General features: G+C 69.4%; 18 protein-coding genes and 1 tRNA gene. 13 read left to right on the top strand and 6 right to left on the bottom strand.

Annotated elements, in window-relative coordinates; all coding sequences use genetic code 11:
• Nucleotides 1-36 precede the first annotated feature (36 nt).
• Nucleotides 37-113, top strand: a tRNA-Met gene (locus tag ACEI37_RS13495).
• Between the two features lie 118 nt (nucleotides 114-231).
• Here ACEI37_RS13495 and ACEI37_RS13490 read toward each other — a convergent pair.
• The 4 genes from ACEI37_RS13490 to ACEI37_RS13475 form a co-directional block, all read right to left on the bottom strand.
• Nucleotides 232-831 carry a YcbK family protein gene (locus ACEI37_RS13490; protein WP_373379308.1) on the bottom strand — a complete coding sequence of 200 codons (600 nt, stop codon included), beginning with the start codon at nucleotides 829-831 and terminating at the stop codon, nucleotides 232-234.
• A gap of 33 nt (nucleotides 832-864) precedes the next feature.
• On the bottom strand, nucleotides 865-2,454 hold the full coding sequence (locus tag ACEI37_RS13485; protein ID WP_373379307.1) for a murein L,D-transpeptidase: 1,590 nt from the start codon (nucleotides 2,452-2,454) through the stop codon (nucleotides 865-867).
• A 100-nt stretch (nucleotides 2,455-2,554) separates the two neighbouring features.
• Complete coding sequence (locus ACEI37_RS13480) at nucleotides 2,555-3,181, bottom strand: LuxR C-terminal-related transcriptional regulator (RefSeq protein WP_373379306.1); 627 nt, start codon at nucleotides 3,179-3,181, stop codon at nucleotides 2,555-2,557.
• 190 nt (nucleotides 3,182-3,371) lie between these two features.
• Complete coding sequence (locus ACEI37_RS13475) at nucleotides 3,372-4,439, bottom strand: CaiB/BaiF CoA-transferase family protein (protein ID WP_265919341.1); 1,068 nt, start codon at nucleotides 4,437-4,439, stop codon at nucleotides 3,372-3,374.
• Nucleotides 4,440-4,787: 348 nt separating this feature from the next.
• On the opposite strand from ACEI37_RS13475, the gene ACEI37_RS13470 reads away from it, so the two are divergent.
• Nucleotides 4,788-5,228 carry a universal stress protein gene (locus ACEI37_RS13470; RefSeq protein ID WP_373379305.1) on the top strand — a complete coding sequence of 147 codons (441 nt, stop codon included), beginning with the start codon at nucleotides 4,788-4,790 and terminating at the stop codon, nucleotides 5,226-5,228.
• A gap of 49 nt (nucleotides 5,229-5,277) precedes the next feature.
• On the opposite strand, the gene ACEI37_RS13465 is transcribed toward ACEI37_RS13470, so the two are convergent.
• On the bottom strand, nucleotides 5,278-6,336 hold the full coding sequence (locus tag ACEI37_RS13465) for a serine/threonine protein kinase (protein ID WP_373379304.1): 1,059 nt from the start codon (nucleotides 6,334-6,336) through the stop codon (nucleotides 5,278-5,280).
• A gap of 19 nt (nucleotides 6,337-6,355) precedes the next feature.
• Nucleotides 6,356-7,903: a DEAD/DEAH box helicase gene (locus ACEI37_RS13460; RefSeq protein ID WP_373379302.1), complete on the bottom strand. Its 1,548-nt coding sequence runs from the start codon at nucleotides 7,901-7,903 to the stop codon at nucleotides 6,356-6,358.
• 298 nt (nucleotides 7,904-8,201) lie between these two features.
• Here ACEI37_RS13460 and ACEI37_RS13455 point away from each other — a divergent pair, with 298 nt between their 5' ends.
• The 11 genes from ACEI37_RS13455 to gmhB all read left to right on the top strand — a co-directional run bounded on the left by ACEI37_RS13455 (nucleotide 8,202) and on the right by gmhB (nucleotide 21,200).
• Nucleotides 8,202-9,887 (top strand): ClcB-like voltage-gated chloride channel protein, encoded by a 1,686-nt coding sequence (locus ACEI37_RS13455; protein ID WP_373379300.1) that lies wholly within the window; start codon nucleotides 8,202-8,204, stop codon nucleotides 9,885-9,887.
• A 129-nt stretch (nucleotides 9,888-10,016) separates the two neighbouring features.
• A complete protein-coding gene (locus ACEI37_RS13450; protein ID WP_373379299.1) occupies nucleotides 10,017-10,412 on the top strand; it encodes a hypothetical protein in 396 nt (131 codons plus the stop codon).
• A gap of 90 nt (nucleotides 10,413-10,502) precedes the next feature.
• Nucleotides 10,503-11,855 (top strand): tRNA (N6-isopentenyl adenosine(37)-C2)-methylthiotransferase MiaB, encoded by a 1,353-nt coding sequence (gene miaB, locus ACEI37_RS13445; protein ID WP_111518443.1) that lies wholly within the window; start codon nucleotides 10,503-10,505, stop codon nucleotides 11,853-11,855.
• 30 nt (nucleotides 11,856-11,885) lie between these two features.
• Complete coding sequence (locus ACEI37_RS13440; RefSeq protein WP_373379298.1) at nucleotides 11,886-12,887, top strand: PhoH family protein; 1,002 nt, start codon at nucleotides 11,886-11,888, stop codon at nucleotides 12,885-12,887.
• Complete coding sequence (gene ybeY / locus ACEI37_RS13435; RefSeq protein ID WP_373379297.1) at nucleotides 12,888-13,643, top strand: rRNA maturation RNase YbeY; 756 nt, start codon at nucleotides 12,888-12,890, stop codon at nucleotides 13,641-13,643. It begins immediately after the preceding gene.
• Nucleotides 13,644-13,775: 132 nt separating this feature from the next.
• The gene (locus ACEI37_RS13430) at nucleotides 13,776-14,663 is read left to right on the top strand and encodes an HlyC/CorC family transporter (RefSeq protein WP_373379296.1); all 888 of its coding nucleotides are present in this window, start codon (nucleotides 13,776-13,778) and stop codon (nucleotides 14,661-14,663) included.
• Complete coding sequence (gene lnt, locus ACEI37_RS13425) at nucleotides 14,660-16,267, top strand: apolipoprotein N-acyltransferase (RefSeq protein ID WP_373379294.1); 1,608 nt, start codon at nucleotides 14,660-14,662, stop codon at nucleotides 16,265-16,267. Before ACEI37_RS13430 ends, lnt begins: the two co-directional genes overlap by 4 nt.
• A gap of 509 nt (nucleotides 16,268-16,776) precedes the next feature.
• Nucleotides 16,777-17,727, top strand: a complete 951-nt coding sequence (glyQ, locus tag ACEI37_RS13420) for a glycine--tRNA ligase subunit alpha (protein WP_373379293.1) — start codon at nucleotides 16,777-16,779, stop codon at nucleotides 17,725-17,727.
• Nucleotides 17,724-18,359, top strand: a complete 636-nt coding sequence (locus ACEI37_RS13415; protein ID WP_373379292.1) for a hypothetical protein — start codon at nucleotides 17,724-17,726, stop codon at nucleotides 18,357-18,359. The genes glyQ and ACEI37_RS13415 overlap by 4 nt, the downstream gene beginning before the upstream one ends.
• Nucleotides 18,360-18,397: 38 nt before the next feature.
• Entirely contained in the window at nucleotides 18,398-20,521 is a 2,124-nt protein-coding gene (glyS, locus tag ACEI37_RS13410) for a glycine--tRNA ligase subunit beta (RefSeq protein WP_373379291.1), read from the top strand.
• Between the two features lie 43 nt (nucleotides 20,522-20,564).
• Nucleotides 20,565-21,200 (top strand): D-glycero-beta-D-manno-heptose 1,7-bisphosphate 7-phosphatase, encoded by a 636-nt coding sequence (gmhB, locus tag ACEI37_RS13405; protein WP_373379290.1) that lies wholly within the window; start codon nucleotides 20,565-20,567, stop codon nucleotides 21,198-21,200.
• Nucleotides 21,201-21,232: the final 32 nt, after the last annotated feature.

Raw genomic sequence — 21,232 nt, 5'->3', positions numbered from 1 at the left:
AGCTTCGAAAGCGCAGGTATAATCTCAGTCTTCGTTGGCGAATTAGCTCAGTCGGTTAGAGCGACGGAATCATAATCCGCAGGTCCGGGGTTCGAGTCCCTGATTCGCCACCATCTATTTGAAAAGCCGCGATCCCGAAAGGGTTCGCGGCTTTTTGCTTTGGTTCTCGCGGACAGCCGTTCCGGGCAACGCCACGGGGTCCTCCAAGTCGGACGACCCCGCAGGCAACGCTTACCAGTAGCGCACGCGCCCGGTGTCGATATGCACGAACTGGTCGGACTCGTAGTAGCCGACGCCGCCGCCCTGCAATGACTTGGCGGCATCGCGCACATCGGCCAGCGACACGCCGGCGAGCCGGATGTCGATGGCCTTGCCGTCCATATGCAGGCTGTGCCTGGCTACCCCGCCGCCGCGCGAATTGCGCAGGCGCGAATTGGTGGCCGGGCTGCGGTAGCCGGAAATGACCTGGAACGGCTTGTCGGTACCCAGTTCGCGGCGCACCTGGAACAGCAGGTCGAACAGCTGCGGATCGATGGTGCCGACCTTGCCGGAATAATGGTCGCGCAGGAAGCCGTTGAGCGTGGTCAGCGCGTCGGGCACGAAACGGTCGCCCACGGCATAGACCAGCGACACGCGCTCGCCGGTGTGGGTGTGGTCGAAAGCCAGCGTGCGGGCATCCGGCAGGCCGGCCAGCGCCTGGTTGGCGGGCAGGTTCGCGGGCAGGCTTGCCAGCGCGCGGCGCGGCGCCAGCGGCATCAGTCCGGCGGCGAGCGCCAGGGTTCCGGTGGTATGAAGAAAGCGGCGGCGTGCCTTGCGCGTCGCGTCAGTCATGGTACTTCCTCTGAATGTGCGGGGTGCGGCGCCTCAATGGATGACGCCGGAAGCGCTTGCCACAGCGCGCTGCTGGGGGCGACCGTTGCGTTGCCGCAGCGCCTTGTCCAGCAATTTGTCGTGACCGTAGATGTCAGGCAGGAAGGATACACGACCATCGGCGCGCGCGATGACGGTGCCGTAAGCCAGCACCACCGGCAACGGCTGCTGCAGGCGCACCGTGTTCGACTTGCCACGTGCCATCGCCTCGCGGATCCGGGTCTCGTTCCAGTCCGGCATATCGTGCAACACGAACTGCGCCAGCGCTACTGGGGCTTCCACGCGGATGCAGCCGTGGCTGAAGTCGCGCCGGTCGCGCTTGAACAACTGCGGCGACGGGGTGTGGTGCAGGTAGATGTTCTCGTTGTTGGGAAATACGAACTTGATGTCGCCCAGCGCATTGAGCGGGCCGGGCCGCTGGCGGATGCGCAGGCTGCCGTTCAGCACCGCCTCCAGGTTCTCCTCGGACAAGGTGGTCACGGCCTTGCCGTCGCCGCCGACGAACTCCAGCCCCTGCCGGTTGAAATAGCCCGGATCGCGGCGCAGCCGCGGCACCGTCTCGCGGCGCGCGATCGACGGCGGGATATTCCAGTACGGGCTGAATTCGATATAGCGCATGTCCTCCTCGAACAGCGGCGTGCGCGTATCGAGCGCCTTGCCGACGATCACCTTCATCTCCAGCTTGATGTCGAGCTTGCCGTCGCGGATTTCATAGGCGCGCAGCATGAACTCCGGCACGTTGACCACGATCATGCGGGGGCCGTCCAGCGGGGTCCAGCGCAGGCGCTCCATGGTGAGTTCGATCTGCCGCACGCGCTCGGCGATGGGCAGGTTCAGCTGCGCCAGCGTGGCCGCGCCGATCACACCGTCGGGCTGCAGCCCATGGCGCGACTGGAAGGCCTTGACGCCATCGACCAGCGCGCCCTCGTAGCGCTGCGGCGCCTGCGTGCCGGCCGGCAGGTCGCCCAGCGCCACCAGGCGCGCGGTCAGCGCGGCTGCCCCGGCCCACGGCTGGCCCGGCGTCAGCTTGCTGGCCGACAGCGGCGGCAGCGGCTGCTGCCACACCGGCTGCCGGCCGATGTCGCGGTAGCGGGCCAGGGCCTGGCGCAGCGTGCCGTACAGCGGGAATGTCGGCGCCGCCTGGCGGACGGCATCGGGCAGGCGGTGCTGGGCAACGGCATCGCGCAGCCAGGTGGCGGCATCGAAAGGCCGTTCGGCTGGCGGCGCGAAATTGGCATGGACCGCGCGCGGGTTGATGCGGCCGCCGTGCAGGTCGGACAGCATCCGTTCCATGGCGGCGCTCAGCGCCGCGTCGAGCCGGGCCGCGGCATCGGGCGGGAGCGCCGGGCCATGGGTGGCCTGGGTCACCGCCTGGCGCAGGGCTTCGGCATCGTAGTCGCGCGGATCGAGGCCATCGGCGGCCACGGCGGCCAGCGCGTCCACCGCTTGGCGCGCCTCCGGCACAGGCCGGCCCTGCACGAACCACATCGGCTCGTTGGCGAAGGCCGGAACGGCCAGCCACGTGGCACAGGCAATGGCGACGGCGCCGAAGCGGCGCACGGCAGCATTCAGGGTCTGGGGCATCGGGCGGATAGCTCGGATTCGTCACAGATGCCCACAGTCTACCCGCGATGGCCGATGGGCGCGGCAGCGCGCATGCCGCGGCAAACCCGCCAGGTGACGTTCACCACACCAGCTGGTGCCGGCGCGCGTAGTCCACCATCTCGACCAGCGAGCCCACATGCAGCTTGGCCATGATGTTGGCCTTGTGCGTGCTGACGGTCTTGCTGCTGATCAGCAGCTGCGCGGCGATCGACTTGTTGGAATGCCCGCGCGCGAGGTATTGCAGGATGGTGATCTCGCGGTTGCTCAGGCGCGGCAGGCCGGCCTGCTGCTGCTCGCCGAGCTGGCGCACCGTCTCCAGCGTCTGCAGCGGAAACACCAGATAGCCGCTCAGCACGCCGCGCACGGCCTGCATCACTTCCTCGACGCCGCGCTGCTTGACCACGAAGCCATGGGCACCGGCGCGCAGTGCCCGGACCGGCGCCTGGGCGGTGTCGTTGCCGGACAGCACCAGCAGCGGCACGCCGGGCAGCGTGGCGACCACCCTGCGAACGAAGTCGATGCCGGGATTGCCGAAGCGTTCGACGTCGACCAGCACCAGGCCGGGCCGGTGCTCGCGGGCGAGGCGGTAGCCCTCGCGGACTCCATCCGTTTCCAGGACCTCGCCGATGCCAAACTCGGCGGCGAGTTCGGCGCATAACAAGGTGCGGAACCTCGAGGGTTCGTCGACGATCAGCGTTGGGGGCAATTCAGGGCTCCTTGACAACTGGCGGGGAATTGGCCAGGGGACTGGCAATGCCAAGGTTAAGGTCCCTGAGGAGCCCTGATGCGCCGAATTCTCACTGCGCGGACGCAGCAGATTCTGCACAAGAGTCAGGCTTTTCCTTCGATGACGCGGCTGGCGTCAAGTGGCTGCCGCGCCGGTCATTCGGTCCCGCTCATTCCGTCCCGGCCGGCAGGAAGCGCGGCGCCGGCGCGGAGCGCGGCACCTCGCGCTCGCCCTGCTGATAGAGACGATACGTGCCCCGCGCCTGGTTGTGCGGGTGGCGTGCGGCCTCGTCCAGCGTCAGCACGCGCGCGAAGCACACGTCGGTGCCGCCCAGCACGGACTCCCAATGCGTGCTGGGCCTGGCGGCAATCGCCGCGGCGATGCGGGCCTTGACCGCCGGCCACTGCGCGCGGTCGTACTGCGCGGCGGGGTCGATATCGGTCAGCTCCAAACGCTCGAGCAATTCGCGGTAGAACTGCGGCTCCAGCGCACCGAGCGTGATGGCGCGCCCGTCCGCACACGGGAACACGTCATAGAACGGCGAGTCATGGAACGGGCTCGGTTGCGGGCCGCCCAGCGTGCCAGCCGCGCGCGACACCTGCACCAGCGAGCCGAGCATGGCCACGATGTCGGTGATGGCGGCGTCGACCACGCAGCCCTCGCCGCTGGCGCGCGCGCTGAGGATGGCGCTGGTGATGCCGAACGCCAGCCCGAGCGCGCCGGTGGCATCGCCCATCACGGTCGGCGGCACCATCGGCAGGCTGCCTTCGCGCGCGGCCATCGACAGCAGGCCGGTCAGCGCGATGTAGTTGAGGTCATGTCCGGCGCTCTGCGACAGCGGTCCGGTCTGGCCCCAGCCGGTCATGCGGCCGTAGACCAGGCGCGGATTGCGGGCATGGCAGGCCTTGGGGCCCAGTCCCAGGCGCTCCATCGCGCCGGGACGCAGGCCCTCGATCAGCGCGTCGGCGCCGGCGACCAGGTCGAGTGCGGCGGCCACGTCCGCGGGCGCCTTCAGGTTCAGCTGCACCACGCGCTTGCCGTGCTCGAGCTCCATCTCGGCCGGCACCGGCTGGCCGCGCAGGATGCGGCGCGCGTCGGGAGCCACCGGGCGGGTCACCAGCGTGACCTCGGCGCCGAGGCCGGCCAGCATGGCGCCGCACAGCGGGCCGGGGCCAATGCCTTCGAATTCCACGACCTTGATGCCGCGCAGGGGCTGCAGGTTGCCGCGCTCACTCATGATGGTTGTCTCCGGTTCGCCGCCTGCGCGCGCTGTGGCGGGAGGCGGCTGGTATTGGTGGTTGGATCGTCTGCCCGTTACCGCACGGCGGGCCATGCGGGCCCTGGGGCTCGGCAGCATGCTACGCGTCGCCGCGCTGACGGGGCAATGGCCAAATGCGTCAGCCGGAATGACGGAATACGTCAGTGGACCGGCCAACCGGTTATCGCACCAGTAAATCCGACAATTCCGATCCGACTTGATCTGAATCGCCTCCTGGCGGGACACTAGGGGGCATGATGGTTCCAGATGGCGTTGCGGCCACATGGCCGCGGCGCTTCCGACAGCCCCCATCCAGGAGATCCCGCCATGACCAATATCGTCCTCGCCACCGACGGCTCGGCCTTCAGCGACGCCGCTGCGCGCTTTATCGCCGAAGGCAAGCTGCTGCAGAACAGCTTCACCGTGCATGTCGTCCATGTCGCGCCCGAAGTCAGTGGCCAGGTGCGCGCCTTCGTCAGCAAGGAAACCATCGATGACTGGCACAGGGAAGCCAGCGACAAGGCGATGGCGGCGGTCTGCGATATCCTCGCCGCGGCCAATGTGCCGTTCGAGCGGCACCCGCTGCACGGCTTCGCGCCGGAGCGCATCGTCGCCTACGCGAACTCGGTCGACGCCGCGGCCATCGTGATGGGCACGCACGGGCGCGGCTCGTTCTTCGATGCCGTGATCGGTTCGGTGGCGGGCCGGGTGCTGGCCCAGGCGGACTGTCCGGTGGTGCTGGTCAAGACCCCGGAAAAGAAGGGTTAAGCCCCCGAGTGACGGGCGGTGCCGCAACGGCGCCGCCTTGCGGCAGGCTTCAGGCGCCCCACAGGGGCGCTTCGTCCATCAGCGCGACCTGTTCGCGCAATTCCAGGATCCGGTCCTGCCAGTAGCGCGCGGTGCCGAACCACGGGAAGGCGGCCGGAAAGGCCGGGTCGGCCCAGCGGCTGGCCAGCCACGCGCTGTAGTGCAGCAGCCGGAGGGTGCGCAGCGCTTCCACCAGCCACAGCTCGCGCGTCTGGAATTCCGCAAAATCCTCGTAGCCGGCGACGATATCGGCAAGCTGGCCTTGCATCGCCGCGCGGTCGCCCTCGAGCAGCATCCAGATGTCCTGGATCGCGGGGGCCATGCGGCTGTCGTCGAAGTCGACGAAATGCGGGCCGGGCTCGCCATGGGCGCCGCCGCGAGCATCGTCCTCGTCGATCCACAGCACATTGCCGCGATGGCAGTCGCCATGGACGCGCAGCAGCCGCACGTCGCCGGCGCGCTCATAGCAGCGCTGCACGCCGTCCAGCGCCAGCTGCGCCACCGACTGCCAGGCCGGTAGCAGATCGGCGGGAATGCAGCCGCTGGCAAGCAGCCAGTCGCGCGGGGCAATGCCGAAGGTGTGCAGGTCCAGCGCCGGACGCGCCTGGTAGGGCTGGGCCGCGCCCAGCGCATGGATGCGGCCGATGAACCGGCCGAGCCAGGTCAGCGTATCGGCGCGGTCGAGCGCCGGCTCGCGCCCGCCGCAGCGGGGGAAGACGGCAAAGCGGAAGCCCGCGTGATGCAGCAGCGTGCCGGCCTCGCCCGGCGCCAGCGCCATGGCCGGCACGGCGGGAATTTCGGCATCGGCCAGCTGCTGCACGAACGCGTGTTCTTCCAGGATGGCCGCATCGGTCCAGCGGCCCGGGCGATAGAACTTGGCAATGACCGGCGCGGCGTCCTCGATGCCCACCTGCCAGACGCGGTTCTCGTAGCTGTTGAGCGCCAGCAGGCGCCCGTCGGGGCGCAGGCCCGCGCCCTCGAGCGCGTCCAGCATCAGCTCCGGCGTCAGGCCGGCGTACGGAACACCGGAGGGCACACCAGAGTCGGCGGGGGCGTCGGACGCGTGCATGGTGCCGGCCGGCTTCGCGTCAGCGCGCCGGCTTGCGGTTGCCGCCGAGCAGCGCCGCCTGTGGCGCCGGACGGCGGTTGCGCGCCGGTGCCGGCGCGGCGTCATTGGGCTGGCGCGCGGGCTGGGCGGTGGCGCGTTGCGGGCGTGCCTGGTCCTGGCCGTCGCGGCGCGGCGCGGGATTGCGCGCGCCGGCGGGCTGGGCGGCACGATTGCCGTTGGCGGCGCCGTTGCCGCGCTGGCCCTGGCTTTGGCCCTGGCGCGGCGCGCCCTGCGCCGGGCGGGCAGGACGCTGGCGCTGCGCGCCCTCGCCGTCGCCGGCCGGACGCGCCTCGGCCCGTCCGCGGCCCTGGCCCTGGCCGCCACCGCCGCGCTGCTGGCGGCCCTTCTGGATCGGCTCGGGCGCGATGCTGGGATCGACCTCGAAGCCCGGCAGCACGGTCTGTTCGAGCTTGCGCTTGATCAGGCGCTCGATATCGCGCAGCAGCGCCAGCTCGTCCACGCACACCAGCGAGATCGCCTCGCCCTCGGCGCCGGCACGGCCGGTGCGGCCGATGCGGTGGACGTAGTCCTCGGGCACGTTGGGCAGGTCGAAGTTGACCACGTGCGGCAGCTGGTCGATGTCGATGCCGCGCGCGGCGATATCGGTCGCCACCAGCAGCCGCAGCGTGCCTGCCTTGAATTCGGACAGCGCACGGGTGCGTGCCGACTGGCTCTTGTTGCCATGGATCGCCAGCGCCGACAGGCCGTCCTTGGTCAACTGCTCGGCCAGCCGGTTGGCGCCATGCTTGGTGCGCGTGAACACCAGCACCTGGTGCCAGTCATGCTGGCGCACCAGGTGGGCGAGCAGTTCGCGCTTGCGTTCGCGGTCGACCGGATAGACGCGCTGGTCCACGGTCTCGGCGGTGGTGTTGCGCCGCGCGACTTCGATCGACGCCGGATTGTTCAGCAGGCGGTCGGCCAGCGCGCGGATGTCGTCCGAGAACGTCGCCGAGAACAGCAGGTTCTGGCGCTTGGCCGGCAGCACATTGAGGATCTTGCGGATGTCGTGGATAAAGCCCATGTCGAGCATGCGGTCGGCTTCATCGAGCACCAGAAGTTCCACCTGCGACAGGTCGATGGTGCGCTGTGACACGTGGTCCAGCAGGCGGCCGGGCGTGGCCACGACGATCTCCACGCCACGCTTGAGCTGCTCGATCTGCGGGTTGATGCCGACCCCGCCGAACATCACCATCGAGCGCAGGCGCAGGTACTTGCCGTAGTTGCGCACGCTCTCCTCGACCTGCGCCGCCAGTTCGCGCGTGGGCGTCAGCACCAGCGCGCGCACCGCCACACGGCCGCTGCGCGGGGCGGCGCCGCCATGGCGCGCCGCGGTTTCGGACAGCAGCTGCAGCATCGGCAAGGTAAAGCCGGCGGTCTTGCCGGTGCCGGTCTGGGCGCCGGCGAGCAGGTCGCCGCCCTTGAGGATGGCGGGAATTGCCTGGGCCTGGATGGGAGTCGGGGTGGTGTAGCCCTGTTCGGCTACGGCACGCACAATCTTTTCGGACAAGCCGAGTTCAGAAAAAGACATGAATTGCTGCTTGGGCCATCGCTGCGCACGCGGTGCGCCAACGCCGGATGGCTCCTTGTAATCGATCGGAATCGGAACGCGAACGCCGGGAAGCCGGCCTGGCAGGGCACCGGCCCGCCCGCGAAGGAAAGAGCGGTAGTGTACCAGTCCGACGCAAGCGGGTTATGCACCGGATTCACACGCGAATGCGCGGCGGCGCACAGCGAATCCGCGCAGGTGGCGCTGCGCTATCATGACGGCCTCGGTCCGCCCGCTGCCACGGGCCGGCACGTCGCCCCGCCTGCCCCGGAAAGCCGCCATGCGCTTGCGTTTCCTCGAAGACCAGGAAGTCACACTGCTCGCGGCCATCCCGGTCGGGATCGTCGCCGCCATCGCCACCACCCTGTTCAAGGAGGCGCTGGACGGCGCTGGCTTCGTGCTGTTTTCCAGCCATGCCGACGTGGTCACGGTGTTCGCGACGCTGGCGCTGGCGTGGCGCGTGGTGGTGCCGGCCGTCGGCGGCGCGCTCGCGGGCGGCCTGCTGGTGCTGGCCAACCGGCTGGCCAGCACCCACCCAGGCGCCACAGACTATATGGAAGCGGTCGCCAACGGCAGCGGCCGGCTGCCGGTGCGGATCACGCTGCTGCGCGCGCTGTCCTCTTTTTTCTCGATCGTCAGCGGCAGCTCGGTCGGCAAGGAGGGCGCGATGATCCAGCTGGCGGCGCTGTGCGGGTCGCTGTTCCCGTCGACCCGGATCGAGCGCGGCGGCGGCTCCAACATGCGCCGCATGCTGACCGCCTGCGGCGCCGCGGCCGGCCTGGCCACCGTCTACCACACCCCGTTTTCCGCCGCCGTCTTTGTCGCCGAAGTCGTGTTCGGCGCGCTCGCGGTGCAGCGCCTGATGCCGCTGTTCCTGGCCTCGGTCGCCGGCGCCATGGTCAGCCAATGGCACGGCGGGCTGCAGCCGCTCTACCCTGGCCTCGATATCGCTCCCGACCTGCGCCCGCAGATCCTGCTGGCCGCGGCGGCGCTGGGCGTGGCCGCCGGCATCGCGGGCGCGCTGTTCCTGCGCGCCTCCGGCTTCGCGCGCAGCCGCTTCGCAGCGCTGCCGGGCGGGCCGGTGGCGCGGCTGGCGCTAGGCGGCGCGCTGGTCGGCGTGCTGGCGATGGCGGTGCCGGAGGTGGTCGGCAACGGCTTTTCCACCATTCAGACCCTGCTGCAGGAGCAGCCGCTGAGCGTGCCGGTGGCGGCCGTGCTGCTGGCCAAGCTGGCGGCGACGGTGATCAGCATGGGCTCGGGCGCGGTCGGCGGCGTGTTCACGCCGTCGCTGTTCGTCGGCGCGGCGCTGGGACAGCTGCTGGCGCTGGGCATGCAGGGCACGGCGACGGGCGCGGCGCCGCTGCTGCCGCTGGTGGGCATGAGCGCCTTCCTGGCGGCCACCAGCCAGGCGCCGCTGATGTCGGTGCTGATGGTGTTCGAGATGACGCTGGCGCCGGCGCTGCTGCTGCCGTCGATGATCGGCGCGGTGGCCGCTTATTACACCGCCTCGCGCTGCCAGACGCTGTCGCTGTACAGCGTGATCGCCGAGCGCGCGCAGGCATCGGCGGCCGCCGAGCATGCCCGCACGCTGACGCTGGCCGGCCTGTGCGACCCGACCGACACCGTGCTCGATCCCCACGCCACGCTGGCCGCCGCCGCCGACAAGTTCGCCGAGACCGGCACGCGCTACCTCTACCTGGTGCAGGCCGACGGCCGCCTGCTGGGCGCGCTGTCGATCCACGCCTTGCAGCGCGCGCAACGCGAGGGCGCGCCCGACGACGTGCTGGCGCTGGCTGAGCGCGATTTCCCGGCGCTGACGCCCGACTCGCGGCTGCGCGACGCCCTGGCCGTGTTCGCCGAGCACGGCATCAACCGGATCCCGCTGGTGCGCGACCCGGCCGGGCGCGAACTGATGGGCACGGTGTCCAAGCAGCGCGTGCTGCAAGAGGCATCCTGCCTGTTCTGACGCCGCTTCCCTGCCACACTGCCCCACACCAAGCCGGCGCCGGCGAGGTAAAATGCGCGGTTGCCCGCCGTTCGGCCACGGCCCGCGGGCCATCCACCCACCGCACCGCCCTTTTTGTCGGAGTTCCCCATGCCAGCAGGTCGTGATACGCGCCGCGAGGCGCCGGAGTCCATGACATCCAGCCGCCTGCGCAAGCGTTGGGCCGGACTGGCGTGCGGCACGGCGCTGCTGCTCGGCGCGGCGGTGGCCGCGGCCCAGCCGGTGCGCGCGATCCCGGGCGATGCCGCGGCGGCCAGGCTGGTCATCGACGCGCCGTCGGCCGGCGCGCCGCAAACCGCCACGCTCGACGGCAAGCGCGTGGGCGTGGCGCCGGGCCTGCGCCTGTTCGGCACCGACAACCAGTTGCTGGCCAGCGCCGCGGTGGCGGGCCAGAAGCTGCCGGTGCGGTACAAGCTGGACCTGTACGGCCAGCTGCTGACCGCGTGGGTGCTGAGCGAGGCCGAACAGCAGGCGCTGAAAAAATAACCAACCCCGAAGTGCGACCGGCGTGCCCCACGCGCCGGCCGTGTTGTTGCAACACCCTGATGCCCCCAGGTCAACCACTGAGATCGGCATATGAAGAAAGTTTTCGTCAAGACGTACGGCTGCCAGATGAACGAGTACGACTCGGACAAGATGGTCGACGTCCTCAACGCCAGCCAGGGGCTGGAAGCCACCGACAACGTCGAGGACGCGGACGTGATCCTGTTCAACACCTGCTCGGTGCGCGAGAAAGCGCAGGAGAAGGTGTTCTCGGAACTGGGCCGGATGAAGGCGCTCAAGGCCGCCAAGCCCGACCTGGTGATCGGCGTGGGCGGCTGCGTGGCCAGCCAGGAAGGCGCCAGCATCGTCTCGCGCGCGCCCTATGTCGACGTGGTGTTCGGCCCGCAGACGCTGCACCGCCTGCCCGACCTGATCGCGCGCCGCCAGCGCACCGGCCAGTCGCAAGTGGACATCTCCTTTCCCGAGATCGAGAAGTTCGACCACCTGCCGCCCGCGCGCGTCGAGGGCCCGAGCGCGTTCGTGTCGATCATGGAGGGCTGCTCCAAGTACTGCAGCTACTGCGTGGTGCCGTACACGCGCGGCGAGGAAGTGTCGCGCCCGTTCGAGGACGTGCTGGCCGAAGTCGCGGGCCTGGCCGACCAGGGCGTGCGCGAAGTCACGCTGCTGGGTCAGAACGTCAATGCCTACCGCGGCAAGATGGGCGACACCGCTGAGATCGCCGACTTCGCGCTGCTGATCGAATACGTGGCCGAGATCCCGGGCATCGAGCGCATCCGCTACACCACCAGCCATCCCAAGGAATTCACTTCGCGCCTGGTCGAGCTGTACGGCCGCTGTGACAAACTGGTCAACCACCTGCACCTGCCGGTGCAGCATGCGTCCGACCGCATCCTGATGGCGATGAAGCGCGGCTACAGCGTGCTGGAATACAAGAGCATCATCCGCCGGCTGCGCGCGCTGCGCCCGGACATGTCGATGTCGTCGGACTTTATCGTCGGCTTCCCCGGCGAGACCGATGCCGATTTCGACAAGCTGATGGCGATGATCGAGGAAATCGGCTACGACACCTCGTTCTCGTTCATCTTCAGCCCGCGTCCCGGCACGCCCGCGGCCAACCTGCACGACGACACCCCGCGCGAGGTCAAGCTCCAGCGCCTGCAGCGGCTGCAGGCCACGATCGAGGAAAACGTGCAGCGCATCAGCCGGAACATGGTCGGCACGGTGCAGCGCATCCTGGTCGAGGGTCCGGCGCGCAAGGACCCGACCGAGCTGCATGGCCGCACCGAGAACAACCGTGTGGTCAACTTCGCCCTGCCGGGGGTGCCGCAGGCGGGCCGCGACCGGCTGGTCGGCCAGCTGGTCGATGTCAGCATCACGCAGGCGTTCCCGCACTCGCTGCGCGGCGAGATCGTGGTGCGACAATAACGCACCAGCAACCGAGGCCATCGCCCACCGATGAAAATCCCCTCCGCAGAATTTGTCGCCCCGCGGGACGACAACACCCGGCTGCAGAACCTGTGCGGCCCGCTCGACGAGAACCTGCGCCAGATCGAGCAGGCGCTGGACGTGACCATCCAGCGCCGCGGCCATCGCATGACCATCCGCGGCGGCCACGCGCAGGACGCCGCGCTGGCCCTCGAGCGCTTCTACAACCAGGCGCGCACGCCGCTGTCGATCGACGACGTGCAGCTGGGCCTGGTCGAGACGCGCCAGCTGAGCGCGCATGGCAGCTACCTGCCCGGCAACGGCGAGGACGACGAGGCCGAGCGCGAGGAAGGCGACGAATCGCCGGTGCTGCATACGCGCCGCACCGGCCTGCAGGGACGCACCGTGGCGCAGCGCGACTACCTTCGCAATATCCTGTCGCACGACCTGACCATGGGCATCGGCCCGGCCGGCACCGGCAAGACCTACCTGGCGGTGGCGTGCGCGGTCGACGCGCTCGAGCGCGACGCGGTCAAGCGCATCGTGCTGACGCGCCCGGCAGTGGAAGCCGGTGAACGGCTCGGCTTCCTGCCCGGCGACCTGGCGCAGAAGGTCGACCCCTACCTGCGCCCGCTGTACGACGCGCTGTACGACCTGCTCGGCTTCGACCGCACGCAGAAGATGTTCGAGCGGCAGATGATCGAGATCGCGCCGCTGGCGTACATGCGCGGGCGCACGCTGAACCATGCCTTCATCATTCTGGACGAGGCGCAGAACACCACGCCCGAGCAGATGAAGATGTTCCTGACCCGCATCGGCTTCGGCTCCAAGGCGGTGATCACCGGCGACACCACGCAGATCGACCTGCCCAAGGGCCAGAAGAGCGGTTTGGTGGAAGCGCAGCACGTGCTGCGCGACGTGCGCGGCATCGCCTGTACCCGCTTTACCAGCATCGATGTGGTGCGCCATCCGCTGGTGGCGCGCATCGTCGATGCCTATGACGAATATCACGCCCAGCACAAGGACGCTTAATTGAAATCGCAGAAATCCCAGTCTTCCGGCGTCAGCCTGACCCTGTTCGACGGCGAAGGCCGCGCGCGCAAGAGCGCCGCGCACGCGCTGCGCGTGCAGCTGCCCGACGGCCGCAGCCTGACGCTGGACCTGACACAGGCCGCCGACGGCGTGGTCGCGCTGCTGGCCGAGCACACCGATACCCGGCAGCAGGCCGGCCTGCTGGTGCGTCCGGACAACCATGACGCGCTGTCGGTGGCGGTGACCGCCGCGCCGCTGACCACCACCACCGGCACCCCGGCCACGCCGCCGGCGCTGGAGCTGGAAGTCCAGCACGGCGACGACATCGCCAAGGGCAACGGCCTGCCGGCGCGGCGCAAGCTGGAGACCTGGGTCAAGTCGGCGCTGTACGCCGACGCCGCGCTGACCATCCGCTTCGTCGGCGAGGAAGAAGGGCGCACGCTGAATCGCACCTATCGCGGTAAGGACTACGCCACCAATGTGCTGACCTTCGCCTACGCCGAGCACGAGGAAGACCCCGTCACCGGCGACATCGTGCTGTGCTGCCCGGTGGTGGAAGCCGAGGCGCGCGCGCAGCGCAAGCCGCTCGAGGCGCACTATGCCCACCTGGTGGTACATGGCGTGCTGCATGCGCAAGGCTACGAGCACGAAGACGACGCCGAGGCCGAGGAAATGGAAGCGATCGAGACCGAGACGCTGCAGGCACTCGGCTATGCCGATCCCTACCGGGCGGAGAAGGCCGACCGGGCCGCGTGATGCGGCTGCCGCAGGCGGCGCCGGCGAGCGTCTCCTGCGGCACATCCAGCGTGCCGCCACGACCCGCCGTCACGGGACAGCCGGGCTTTTAGTGTATCCTTCAGACGATCTCCACCACGCGCTCGCCGCGAAATGAACGACCCCTATCCCAGTTCGAAGCCCGCTTACCTGAAGCAGGCCGATCGGCCCAGATCGCTGCTCGAACGCCTGTCAGACCTGATCTCCCCCGAGCCGGACACCCGCGCGGAATTGCTTGAAGTGCTCCAGGAAGCGCATGAGCGCAGCCTGATCGATGCCGATTCCCTGTCGATGATCGAGGGCGTGTTCCAGGTGTCCGAACTGACCGCCGCCGACATCATGGTGCCGCGCGCGCAGATGGATATGGTCCATATCGCCGACGCGCCGGAGACCTTCATCCCCTTCATGCAGCAGACCGCGCACTCGCGCTTCCCCGTCTACGAAGGCAGCCGCGACAACATCATCGGCATCTTGCTGGCCAAGGACCTGCTGCGCTACTACACCGACCCCGCCTTCGACCTGCGCGAGACCCTGCGCCCGGCGGTGTTCATCCCCGAATCCAAGCGCCTGAACATCCTGCTGCGCGACTTCCGCATCAACCGCAACCACATCGCCATGGTCGTCGACGAATACGGTGGCGTGGCCGGGCTGGTGACGATCGAGGACGTGCTGGAGCAGATCGTCGGCGATATCGAGGACGAGTTCGACCTCGACGAAGACCAGGACAATATCCTGCCGATGCCCGACGGCAGCTGGCGCGTGCACGGCCTGACCGAGATCGCGCAGTTCAACGAAGCCTTCGGCACGGCCTTCTCCGACCACGATGTCGACACCGTCGGCGGGCTGCTGTCCAACCACGTGGGCCATGTGCCCCATCGCGGCGAAATCATCACGCTGCCACCGATCCGCTTCGAGGTGCTGCGCGCCGACGCGCGCCAGGTGCACCTGCTGCAGGTGCACCGCGAAGCCAACACCGATAGCGCCAGCGCGGCCAGCGCATGAAGCTGCCCGCCCCGCTCCCCAACGGCGCCGCTGCCGACGCCGGCGCCACCGGCGTGCCCGGCACGCGCGCGCCTTCGCGCGCCGCGACGCTGGCGCGGCTGCTGCTGGCCGGCGTGCTCGGCATCGCCCATACCCAGGCTTTCGCCCCGCACGACTGGTGGTGGCTGCAGATCCTGTCGCTGGCCGGCCTGGCCGCGCTGATCGCCGATGCGCCGCGCACGCGCGCGGCCGGCGCCATCGGCTATGCCTTCGGGCTGGGCTGGTTCCTGTCCGGCATCTGGTGGCTCTATATCAGCATGCACGTGTACGGCGAGATGCCGTCGTGGATGGCCGCGCTGGCGGTGGTACTGTTCTCGGGCTTCCTGTCGCTCTACCCCGCGCTGGCCGGCGCGCTCTGGCACCGGCTCACGGCGCGCCTGCCCGCGGGCACGCTGATCGCTCCGCTGGCGTTCGGCGCGGCATGGGGCCTGACTGAATGGCTGCGCGGCGTGGTGTTCACCGGCTTCCCGTGGCTGTCGGGCGGCTATGCGCATGCCGACGGCCCGCTGGCGGGTTTCGCGCCGGTGCTGGGCGTCTACGGCATCGGCGCGCTGGCCGCCGCCGTGGCGGCGCTGCTGGCCGCGGCGGTGCGCGGGCTCGGCCAGGGCGAACGGCGGCGCGGGCTGGGCGCGCTGGCGCTGGCGCTGCTGTTGCCCGCCGCCGGCGCGGCGCTGGCGCCGCTGGCGTGGACCACGCCCGCCGGCCAGCCGCTGACGGTGCGGCTGCTGCAAGGCAACGTGGCGCAGGACATCAAGTTCGAGCCCGCCGGCATCCAGCGCTCGATCGAGCTGTACCGCGACATGATCACCGCGGTGCCGGCCGACCTGGTGGTGACGCCCGAAACCGCGTTCCCGGTGATCCTGCAGGAGCTGCCGGTCGACGTCGCCGTCGCCGTGCGCGACTTCACGCTGGAAAGCGGCACCACGGTGCTGTTCGGTGCCGCCGGCGCCGATTCCCCGGTCGACTTCACCAACAGCGTGTTCGGCCTGGGTCCGGAAACCGAGCGCCTGTACCGCTACAACAAACACCACCTGGTGCCGTTCGGCGAATTCATCCCGCTGGGCTTCCGCTGGTTCGTCGACATGATGAAGATGCCGCTGGGCGACTTCCGCCGCGGCGGGCTGGACCAGGCCTCGCTGCCGGTGCGGGGCGTGCGCGTGGCGCCGAACATCTGCTACGAGGATTTGTTTGGCGAAGAAATCGCGCAGACGCTGCGCCAGCAGCCGGCGCCAGCCAACCTGCTGGCCAATCTGACCAACCTGGCGTGGTTCGGCGACACCATCGCGCTGGACCAGCACCTGCAGATCTCGCGCATGCGGGCGCTGGAAACGCGCCGCCCGATGCTGCGCTCGACCAATACCGGCATGACCGCGGTGGTGCGCCCCGACGGCTCGGTGCAGCAACGCCTGCCGACTTTCACCGTCGGCACGCTGACGGCCGAGGTGCAGGGCATGCAGGGGCTGACGCCCTATATCCGCTGGGGGAATGCGCCGGTGCTGGCGCTGATCGCGCTGGTGCTGGGGATGGCGGCGTGGCGCGTGCGCAAGGCGGGAAGTAGCCGCTGAAGGCCCCGCGCCAGACACAAGTTTAGGCGGGCACCGGACCGGGCGGGATCACCGCTGCGGCTCCGGCACCGCCGGTGGCGCGTCAGGTGTGCGCCGGCAGGTTCAGTTCAGCAGCCCGGTCACCACGGACACGGTGGCCGCGGCGATCATGACCGCGATTGCGACCAGATAAGGTTTGCGAGAAAGAAGTGCCATGATCCGAAAGTCCCCATCAATAATGTCAATCGCAACGCTCTGAAACGGGTTGCTTACTCGTACTGTATACAAAAACATTATCGGCAAGCAGCGGCGCGACTTGAAATCGGGGTCAGTATTTTCCCGATGCGTTGCGCAAGGCCGACATCGGCCGGCCAGCCTGGCCATCGGTGCGTGCCCTATCGGGCCCCGCCAAACAGGGCGCCGCGCCAAAAAGCCGATAGAATTCAGGGTTTGGCAAATCCGTATGCGGCGGCTCCGGCACGCGCTGCGCGGCCTCGGCTTGCCTCCGCTTGCCTCTACCTAGTCTTCCTATGCTGACCTTCCAACAAATGATTCTGACCCTGCAGGCCTACTGGGACCGGCAGGGCTGCGCGCTGTTGCAACCCATCGATCTGGAGGTCGGCGCCGGCACTTCCCACGTACACACCTTCCTGCGCGCGATCGGCCCCGAGCCCTGGCGGGCCGCCTACGTGCAGCCGTCGCGGCGTCCCAAGGATGGCCGCTACGGCGAGAACCCGAACCGGCTGCAGCACTACTACCAATACCAGGTGGTGCTCAAGCCCGCGCCGGAGAACATCCTGGAGCTGTACCTGGGCTCGCTCGAGGCGCTCGGCCTGGACCTGAAGCAGAACGACATCCGCTTCGTCGAGGACGACTGGGAAAACCCCACGCTGGGCGCCTGGGGGCTGGGCTGGGAGGTCTGGCTCAACGGCATGGAGGTGACCCAGTTCACCTACTTCCAGCAAGTGGGCGGCATCGACTGCAAGCCCATCACCGGCGAAATCACCTACGGCATCGAACGCCTGGCGATGTACCTGCAGAAGGTCGAGAACGTCTACGACCTGATCTGGACCGAGTGGGTCGAGAACGGCGAGACGCGCCGCCTGACCTACGGCGACGTGTACCACCAGAACGAGGTGGAGCAGTCCACCTACAACTTCGAGCACAGCAACACCGAGATCCTGTTCCGCCATTTCGCCGAGCACGAGGGCGAGGCCAAGCGGCTGATGGGCAATGGCGACGGGGTTGAGCCCGGCCAGGACAGCGGCACGCGCCTGGCGCTGCCCGCCTACGAACAGGTGCTCAAGGCCGCCCACACCTTCAACCTGCTCGATGCGCGCGGCGCGATCTCGGTCACCGAGCGCGCGGCGTATATCGGCCGTATCCGCAACCTGTCGCGCCAGGTGGCTCAGGCCTACTACGACTCGCGCGAGGCCCTCGGCTTCCCGATGTGCGGCCAGCGCGACGGAGCGCGGGCATGAGGCTGCTGGCGCGCAGCGCGCTGGGCTGCGCCCTGGCCCTCGCCACGCTGGCCGCGGCCGGCAATGCCGCCGGCGCGCGCGCGCAGGCCGCTCCCAGCGCGCAGGTACTGATGCTGCCGGCCGAACTGAGCAATGTGTGCGAGGCCGACGCGCAGGCGCTGCAGCTGGCGATGGCGCGCCAGTGGCGGCCGTCGCTGAATGCGCTGGACCAGTGGACGCAGCTGGTGCGCTCGTTCTCGTGCGACCTCTCCGGCCAGCGTGACCTGGGCTGGCACCGAGTGCCGCTGCGCGCCTATGAAAGCGCGATCCGCTACCCCCTGACCTGGGTCGAAACCGAGACCCACAACGGCCGCACCCGGCGCAAGGTCAAGACCTACTACTCGGCCGGGCAGCTGCCGCCGAAGATCGATTTCTGGGTGGGCGGGCGCATCGACGAGATCCGCTACGACAAGCGCCTGCGCCGCATCGACGCGCGCTTCCCGGCGGCGGGCAGCCGCGGCGGCAGCAATGGCGCCGCGAGCGCCGCCGCAGCAGCCGCCGCGCAATGCGCCTACACCACGCTGCAATTCCGGCAACAGAACGGCCTGTGGCTGCTGTCCGGAGTCGAACCTAATCTTTCGCCGCGCTGCTGAGCCAGGCTGCGCGCGCTACAACCTGTTGGATACGATTCATGTCGCAACCCATGACCGACTCGCTGCTGATCGAACTGTTCACCGAAGAGCTGCCCCCCAAGGCGCTGGCGCGCCTGGGCGACGCCTTCGCGCAGGGCCTGTTCGCCGGCCTGGGCGAGCGCGACCTGCTCGAGCCTGGCGCCACCGTGACGCCGTTCGCCACCCCGCGCCGCCTGGCGGCACTGGTCAGCGGCGTGCGCCGCAACGCGCCGGACCGCGAGCAGCGCGAGAAGGTCCTGCCGCTGTCGGTGGCGCTGGACGCCAACGGCGAGCCGACCGCACCGCTGGCCAAGAAACTCGCCGCGCTGGCCAAGTCGGTCGGCGTTGCCGAGATCGACTGGCAGTCGCTGGAGCGCGCCTCCGACGGCAAGGCCGAGGCCTTCTTCTACCGCTATACCGCGCGCGGCGCCGAGCTGGCCGCCGGGCTGCAGTCCACCCTGGAAGACACCGTGGCCAGGCTGCCGATCCCCAAGGTCATGAGCTACCAGCGCCCGGACGGCAGCACGGTGCATTTCGTGCGCCCGGCGCACAGCCTGATCGCGCTGTTCGGCGCCGAGATCCTGCCGGTGACGCTGCTGGGACTGCAGGCCAGCAACCTGACCCAGGGCCACCGCTTCCTGTCGCACGGCGCGATCGAGATCCGCCACGCCAGCGACTATGCGCAGCAGCTGGAATCGGCCGGCCGCGTGGTGGCCAGCTATGCCGAGCGCCGCGAGCGCATGCGCAGCGCGCTGCTGCAGGAGGCCGGCGCCGACCAGGTCATCATGCCCGAGTCGCTGCTCGATGAAGTCAACTCGCTGGTGGAATGGCCGGTGGTGTACGCCTGCCATTTCGAGGAAGCGTTCCTGGCGGTGCCGCAGGAATGCCTGATCCTGACCATGCAGACCAACCAGAAGTACTTTGCGCTGACCGATGCCGACGGCCACCTGCGCAACCGCTTCCTGATCGTGTCGAACCTGGCCACCGAGACGCCGCAATCGATCATCAGCGGCAACGAGCGCGTGGTGCGTCCGCGCCTGGCCGATGCCAAGTTCTTCTTCGACCAGGACCGCAAGAAGACCCTGGCCTCGCGCGTGCCGCAACTGGCCAGCGTGGTCTACCACAACAAGATCGGCACGCAGCTGGACCGCGTGCAGCGCCTGCAGCAGATCGCCGGCCATGTCGCCGATGCGCTCAACGCCGCCGGCGTGGCCACCGACAAGGCCGCGGCGATGCGCGGCGCCGAACTGGCCAAGGCCGACCTGCTGACCGACATGGTGGGCGAGTTCCCCGAGCTGCAAGGCACCATGGGCACCTACTACGCCCGCCACGACGACGAAGCCGAGGACGTGGCGCTGGCCTGCTCCGAACACTATCGCCCGCGCTTCGCCGGCGATGCGTTGCCGGCAAGCGCGGTCAGCACCGCGGTGGCGCTGGCCGACAAGCTCGAGACCCTGGTCGGGATCTGGGGCATCGGCCTGCAGCCCACCGGCGAGAAGGACCCGTTCGCGCTGCGCCGCCACGCGCTCGGCATCCTGCGCATGCTGATCGAAAAGCCGCTGGCGCTGTCGCTGTCGTCTCTGCTGGCGCTCACGCAGCAGACCTTCGCCGGCATCGCCGCGGTCAAGCCGGCGCCCGAGGCCATCCTCGACTTCCTGTACGACCGCGTGCGCGGCTACCTGAAGGACAAGGGCTACACCACCAACGAAGTCGAGGCCGTGGTCAGCCTGCGCCCGGACCAGCTGCATGACATCCTGGGCCGCATGGAAGCGGTGCGCACCTTCGCCGCGCTGCCCGAGGCCGAGGCCCTGGCCGCCGCCAACAAGCGCATCACCAACATCCTGCGCAAGAACACCGAGCCGGTCGGCGCGGTGAACCCGGCGCTGTTCCAGGAAGACGCCGAAGGCGCGCTGCACGCCGCCATCGAGCGCGTGCGCCCGGCCGTCGAGGCCGCCTTCGCCAGCGGCGACTTCACCGCCGCGCTGCGCGACCTGGCGCAGCTGCGCGACGCCGTCGACCAGTTCTTCAACGACGTGATGGTGATGGCCGAGGACGCACAGCTGCGCGCCAACCGGCTGGCGCTGCTGGCCTCGCTGCATGCGCTGGCCAACCGCGTGGCCGACATCTCCAAGCTGGCCGCCTGAGCGGCGCCCGCAGCCAAGCCCCAAGCAACCGCCGGAGCCGCACATGCCGCAGACGCCGCCCAAGTTTGTCATCCTGGATCGCGACGGGGTAGTCAACCTCGACAGCGACCAGTTCATCAAGACCCCCGATGAATGGGTGCCGATCGACGGCAGCCTGGAAGCCATCGCCGCGCTCAACCAGGCCGGCTACCGCGTGGTCATCGCCAGCAACCAGTCCGGCATCGGCCGCGGGTTGTTCGAGATGAGCGCGCTCAACGCCATGCACGAGAAGATGCACACGGCGCTGGCGCGGCTGGGCGGGCGCGTCGAGGCGGTGTTCTTCTGCCCCCATACCGCCGCGGACGGCTGCGAATGCCGCAAACCCCGCTCGGGCATGCTGGAACAGATCAGCGAGCGCTTCGGCATCGAGCTGCGCGGCGTGCCGATCGTCGGCGATTCGCTGCGCGACCTCGAAGCCGGCGTCGCGGTCGGCTGCGCGCCGCACCTGGTGCGCAGCGGCAAGGGCCTGAAAACGCTCGACAAGGGAGGGCTGCCGCCCGGCACGCAGGTGCACGACGACCTGCGCGCCTTTGCCCGCTGGCTGACCGGCAACGACGGCGGACAGCGCCAGCCGGCCCAGAGCGGCCCGAGCGGTCCGATCGGCCCCAGCGGCCAGGGCGGGCATGCCGCCGCCGGCTGACCGAGCCTGCGGCCCACGCGTCCGCACCCATT

It is taken from the genome of Cupriavidus nantongensis (genome assembly GCF_041726985.1).
In the GTDB taxonomy this organism is placed as follows: domain Bacteria; phylum Pseudomonadota; class Gammaproteobacteria; order Burkholderiales; family Burkholderiaceae; genus Cupriavidus; species Cupriavidus nantongensis_A.
The sequence above is the reverse complement of the archived record's forward strand: the minus strand, read 5'-3'. Positions and strand labels throughout refer to the sequence as shown.

Coding starts and splice junctions, on each gene's coding strand:
- glyQ (WP_373379293.1), top strand. CDS start 16,777: ATGCTGACCTTCCAACAAATGATTCTGACCCTGCAGGCCTACTGGGAC.
- ACEI37_RS13475 (WP_265919341.1), bottom strand. CDS start 4,439: ATGAGTGAGCGCGGCAACCTGCAGCCCCTGCGCGGCATCAAGGTCGTG.
- ACEI37_RS13485 (WP_373379307.1), bottom strand. CDS start 2,454: ATGCCCCAGACCCTGAATGCTGCCGTGCGCCGCTTCGGCGCCGTCGCC.
- ACEI37_RS13430 (WP_373379296.1), top strand. CDS start 13,776: ATGAACGACCCCTATCCCAGTTCGAAGCCCGCTTACCTGAAGCAGGCC.
- lnt (WP_373379294.1), top strand. CDS start 14,660: ATGAAGCTGCCCGCCCCGCTCCCCAACGGCGCCGCTGCCGACGCCGGC.
- ACEI37_RS13490 (WP_373379308.1), bottom strand. CDS start 831: ATGACTGACGCGACGCGCAAGGCACGCCGCCGCTTTCTTCATACCACC.
- ACEI37_RS13415 (WP_373379292.1), top strand. CDS start 17,724: ATGAGGCTGCTGGCGCGCAGCGCGCTGGGCTGCGCCCTGGCCCTCGCC.
- ACEI37_RS13470 (WP_373379305.1), top strand. CDS start 4,788: ATGACCAATATCGTCCTCGCCACCGACGGCTCGGCCTTCAGCGACGCC.
- ACEI37_RS13460 (WP_373379302.1), bottom strand. CDS start 7,903: ATGTCTTTTTCTGAACTCGGCTTGTCCGAAAAGATTGTGCGTGCCGTA.
- gmhB (WP_373379290.1), top strand. CDS start 20,565: ATGCCGCAGACGCCGCCCAAGTTTGTCATCCTGGATCGCGACGGGGTA.
- miaB (WP_111518443.1), top strand. CDS start 10,503: ATGAAGAAAGTTTTCGTCAAGACGTACGGCTGCCAGATGAACGAGTAC.
- ACEI37_RS13450 (WP_373379299.1), top strand. CDS start 10,017: ATGCCAGCAGGTCGTGATACGCGCCGCGAGGCGCCGGAGTCCATGACA.
- glyS (WP_373379291.1), top strand. CDS start 18,398: ATGTCGCAACCCATGACCGACTCGCTGCTGATCGAACTGTTCACCGAA.
- ACEI37_RS13465 (WP_373379304.1), bottom strand. CDS start 6,336: ATGCACGCGTCCGACGCCCCCGCCGACTCTGGTGTGCCCTCCGGTGTT.
- ACEI37_RS13440 (WP_373379298.1), top strand. CDS start 11,886: ATGAAAATCCCCTCCGCAGAATTTGTCGCCCCGCGGGACGACAACACC.
- ACEI37_RS13455 (WP_373379300.1), top strand. CDS start 8,202: ATGCGCTTGCGTTTCCTCGAAGACCAGGAAGTCACACTGCTCGCGGCC.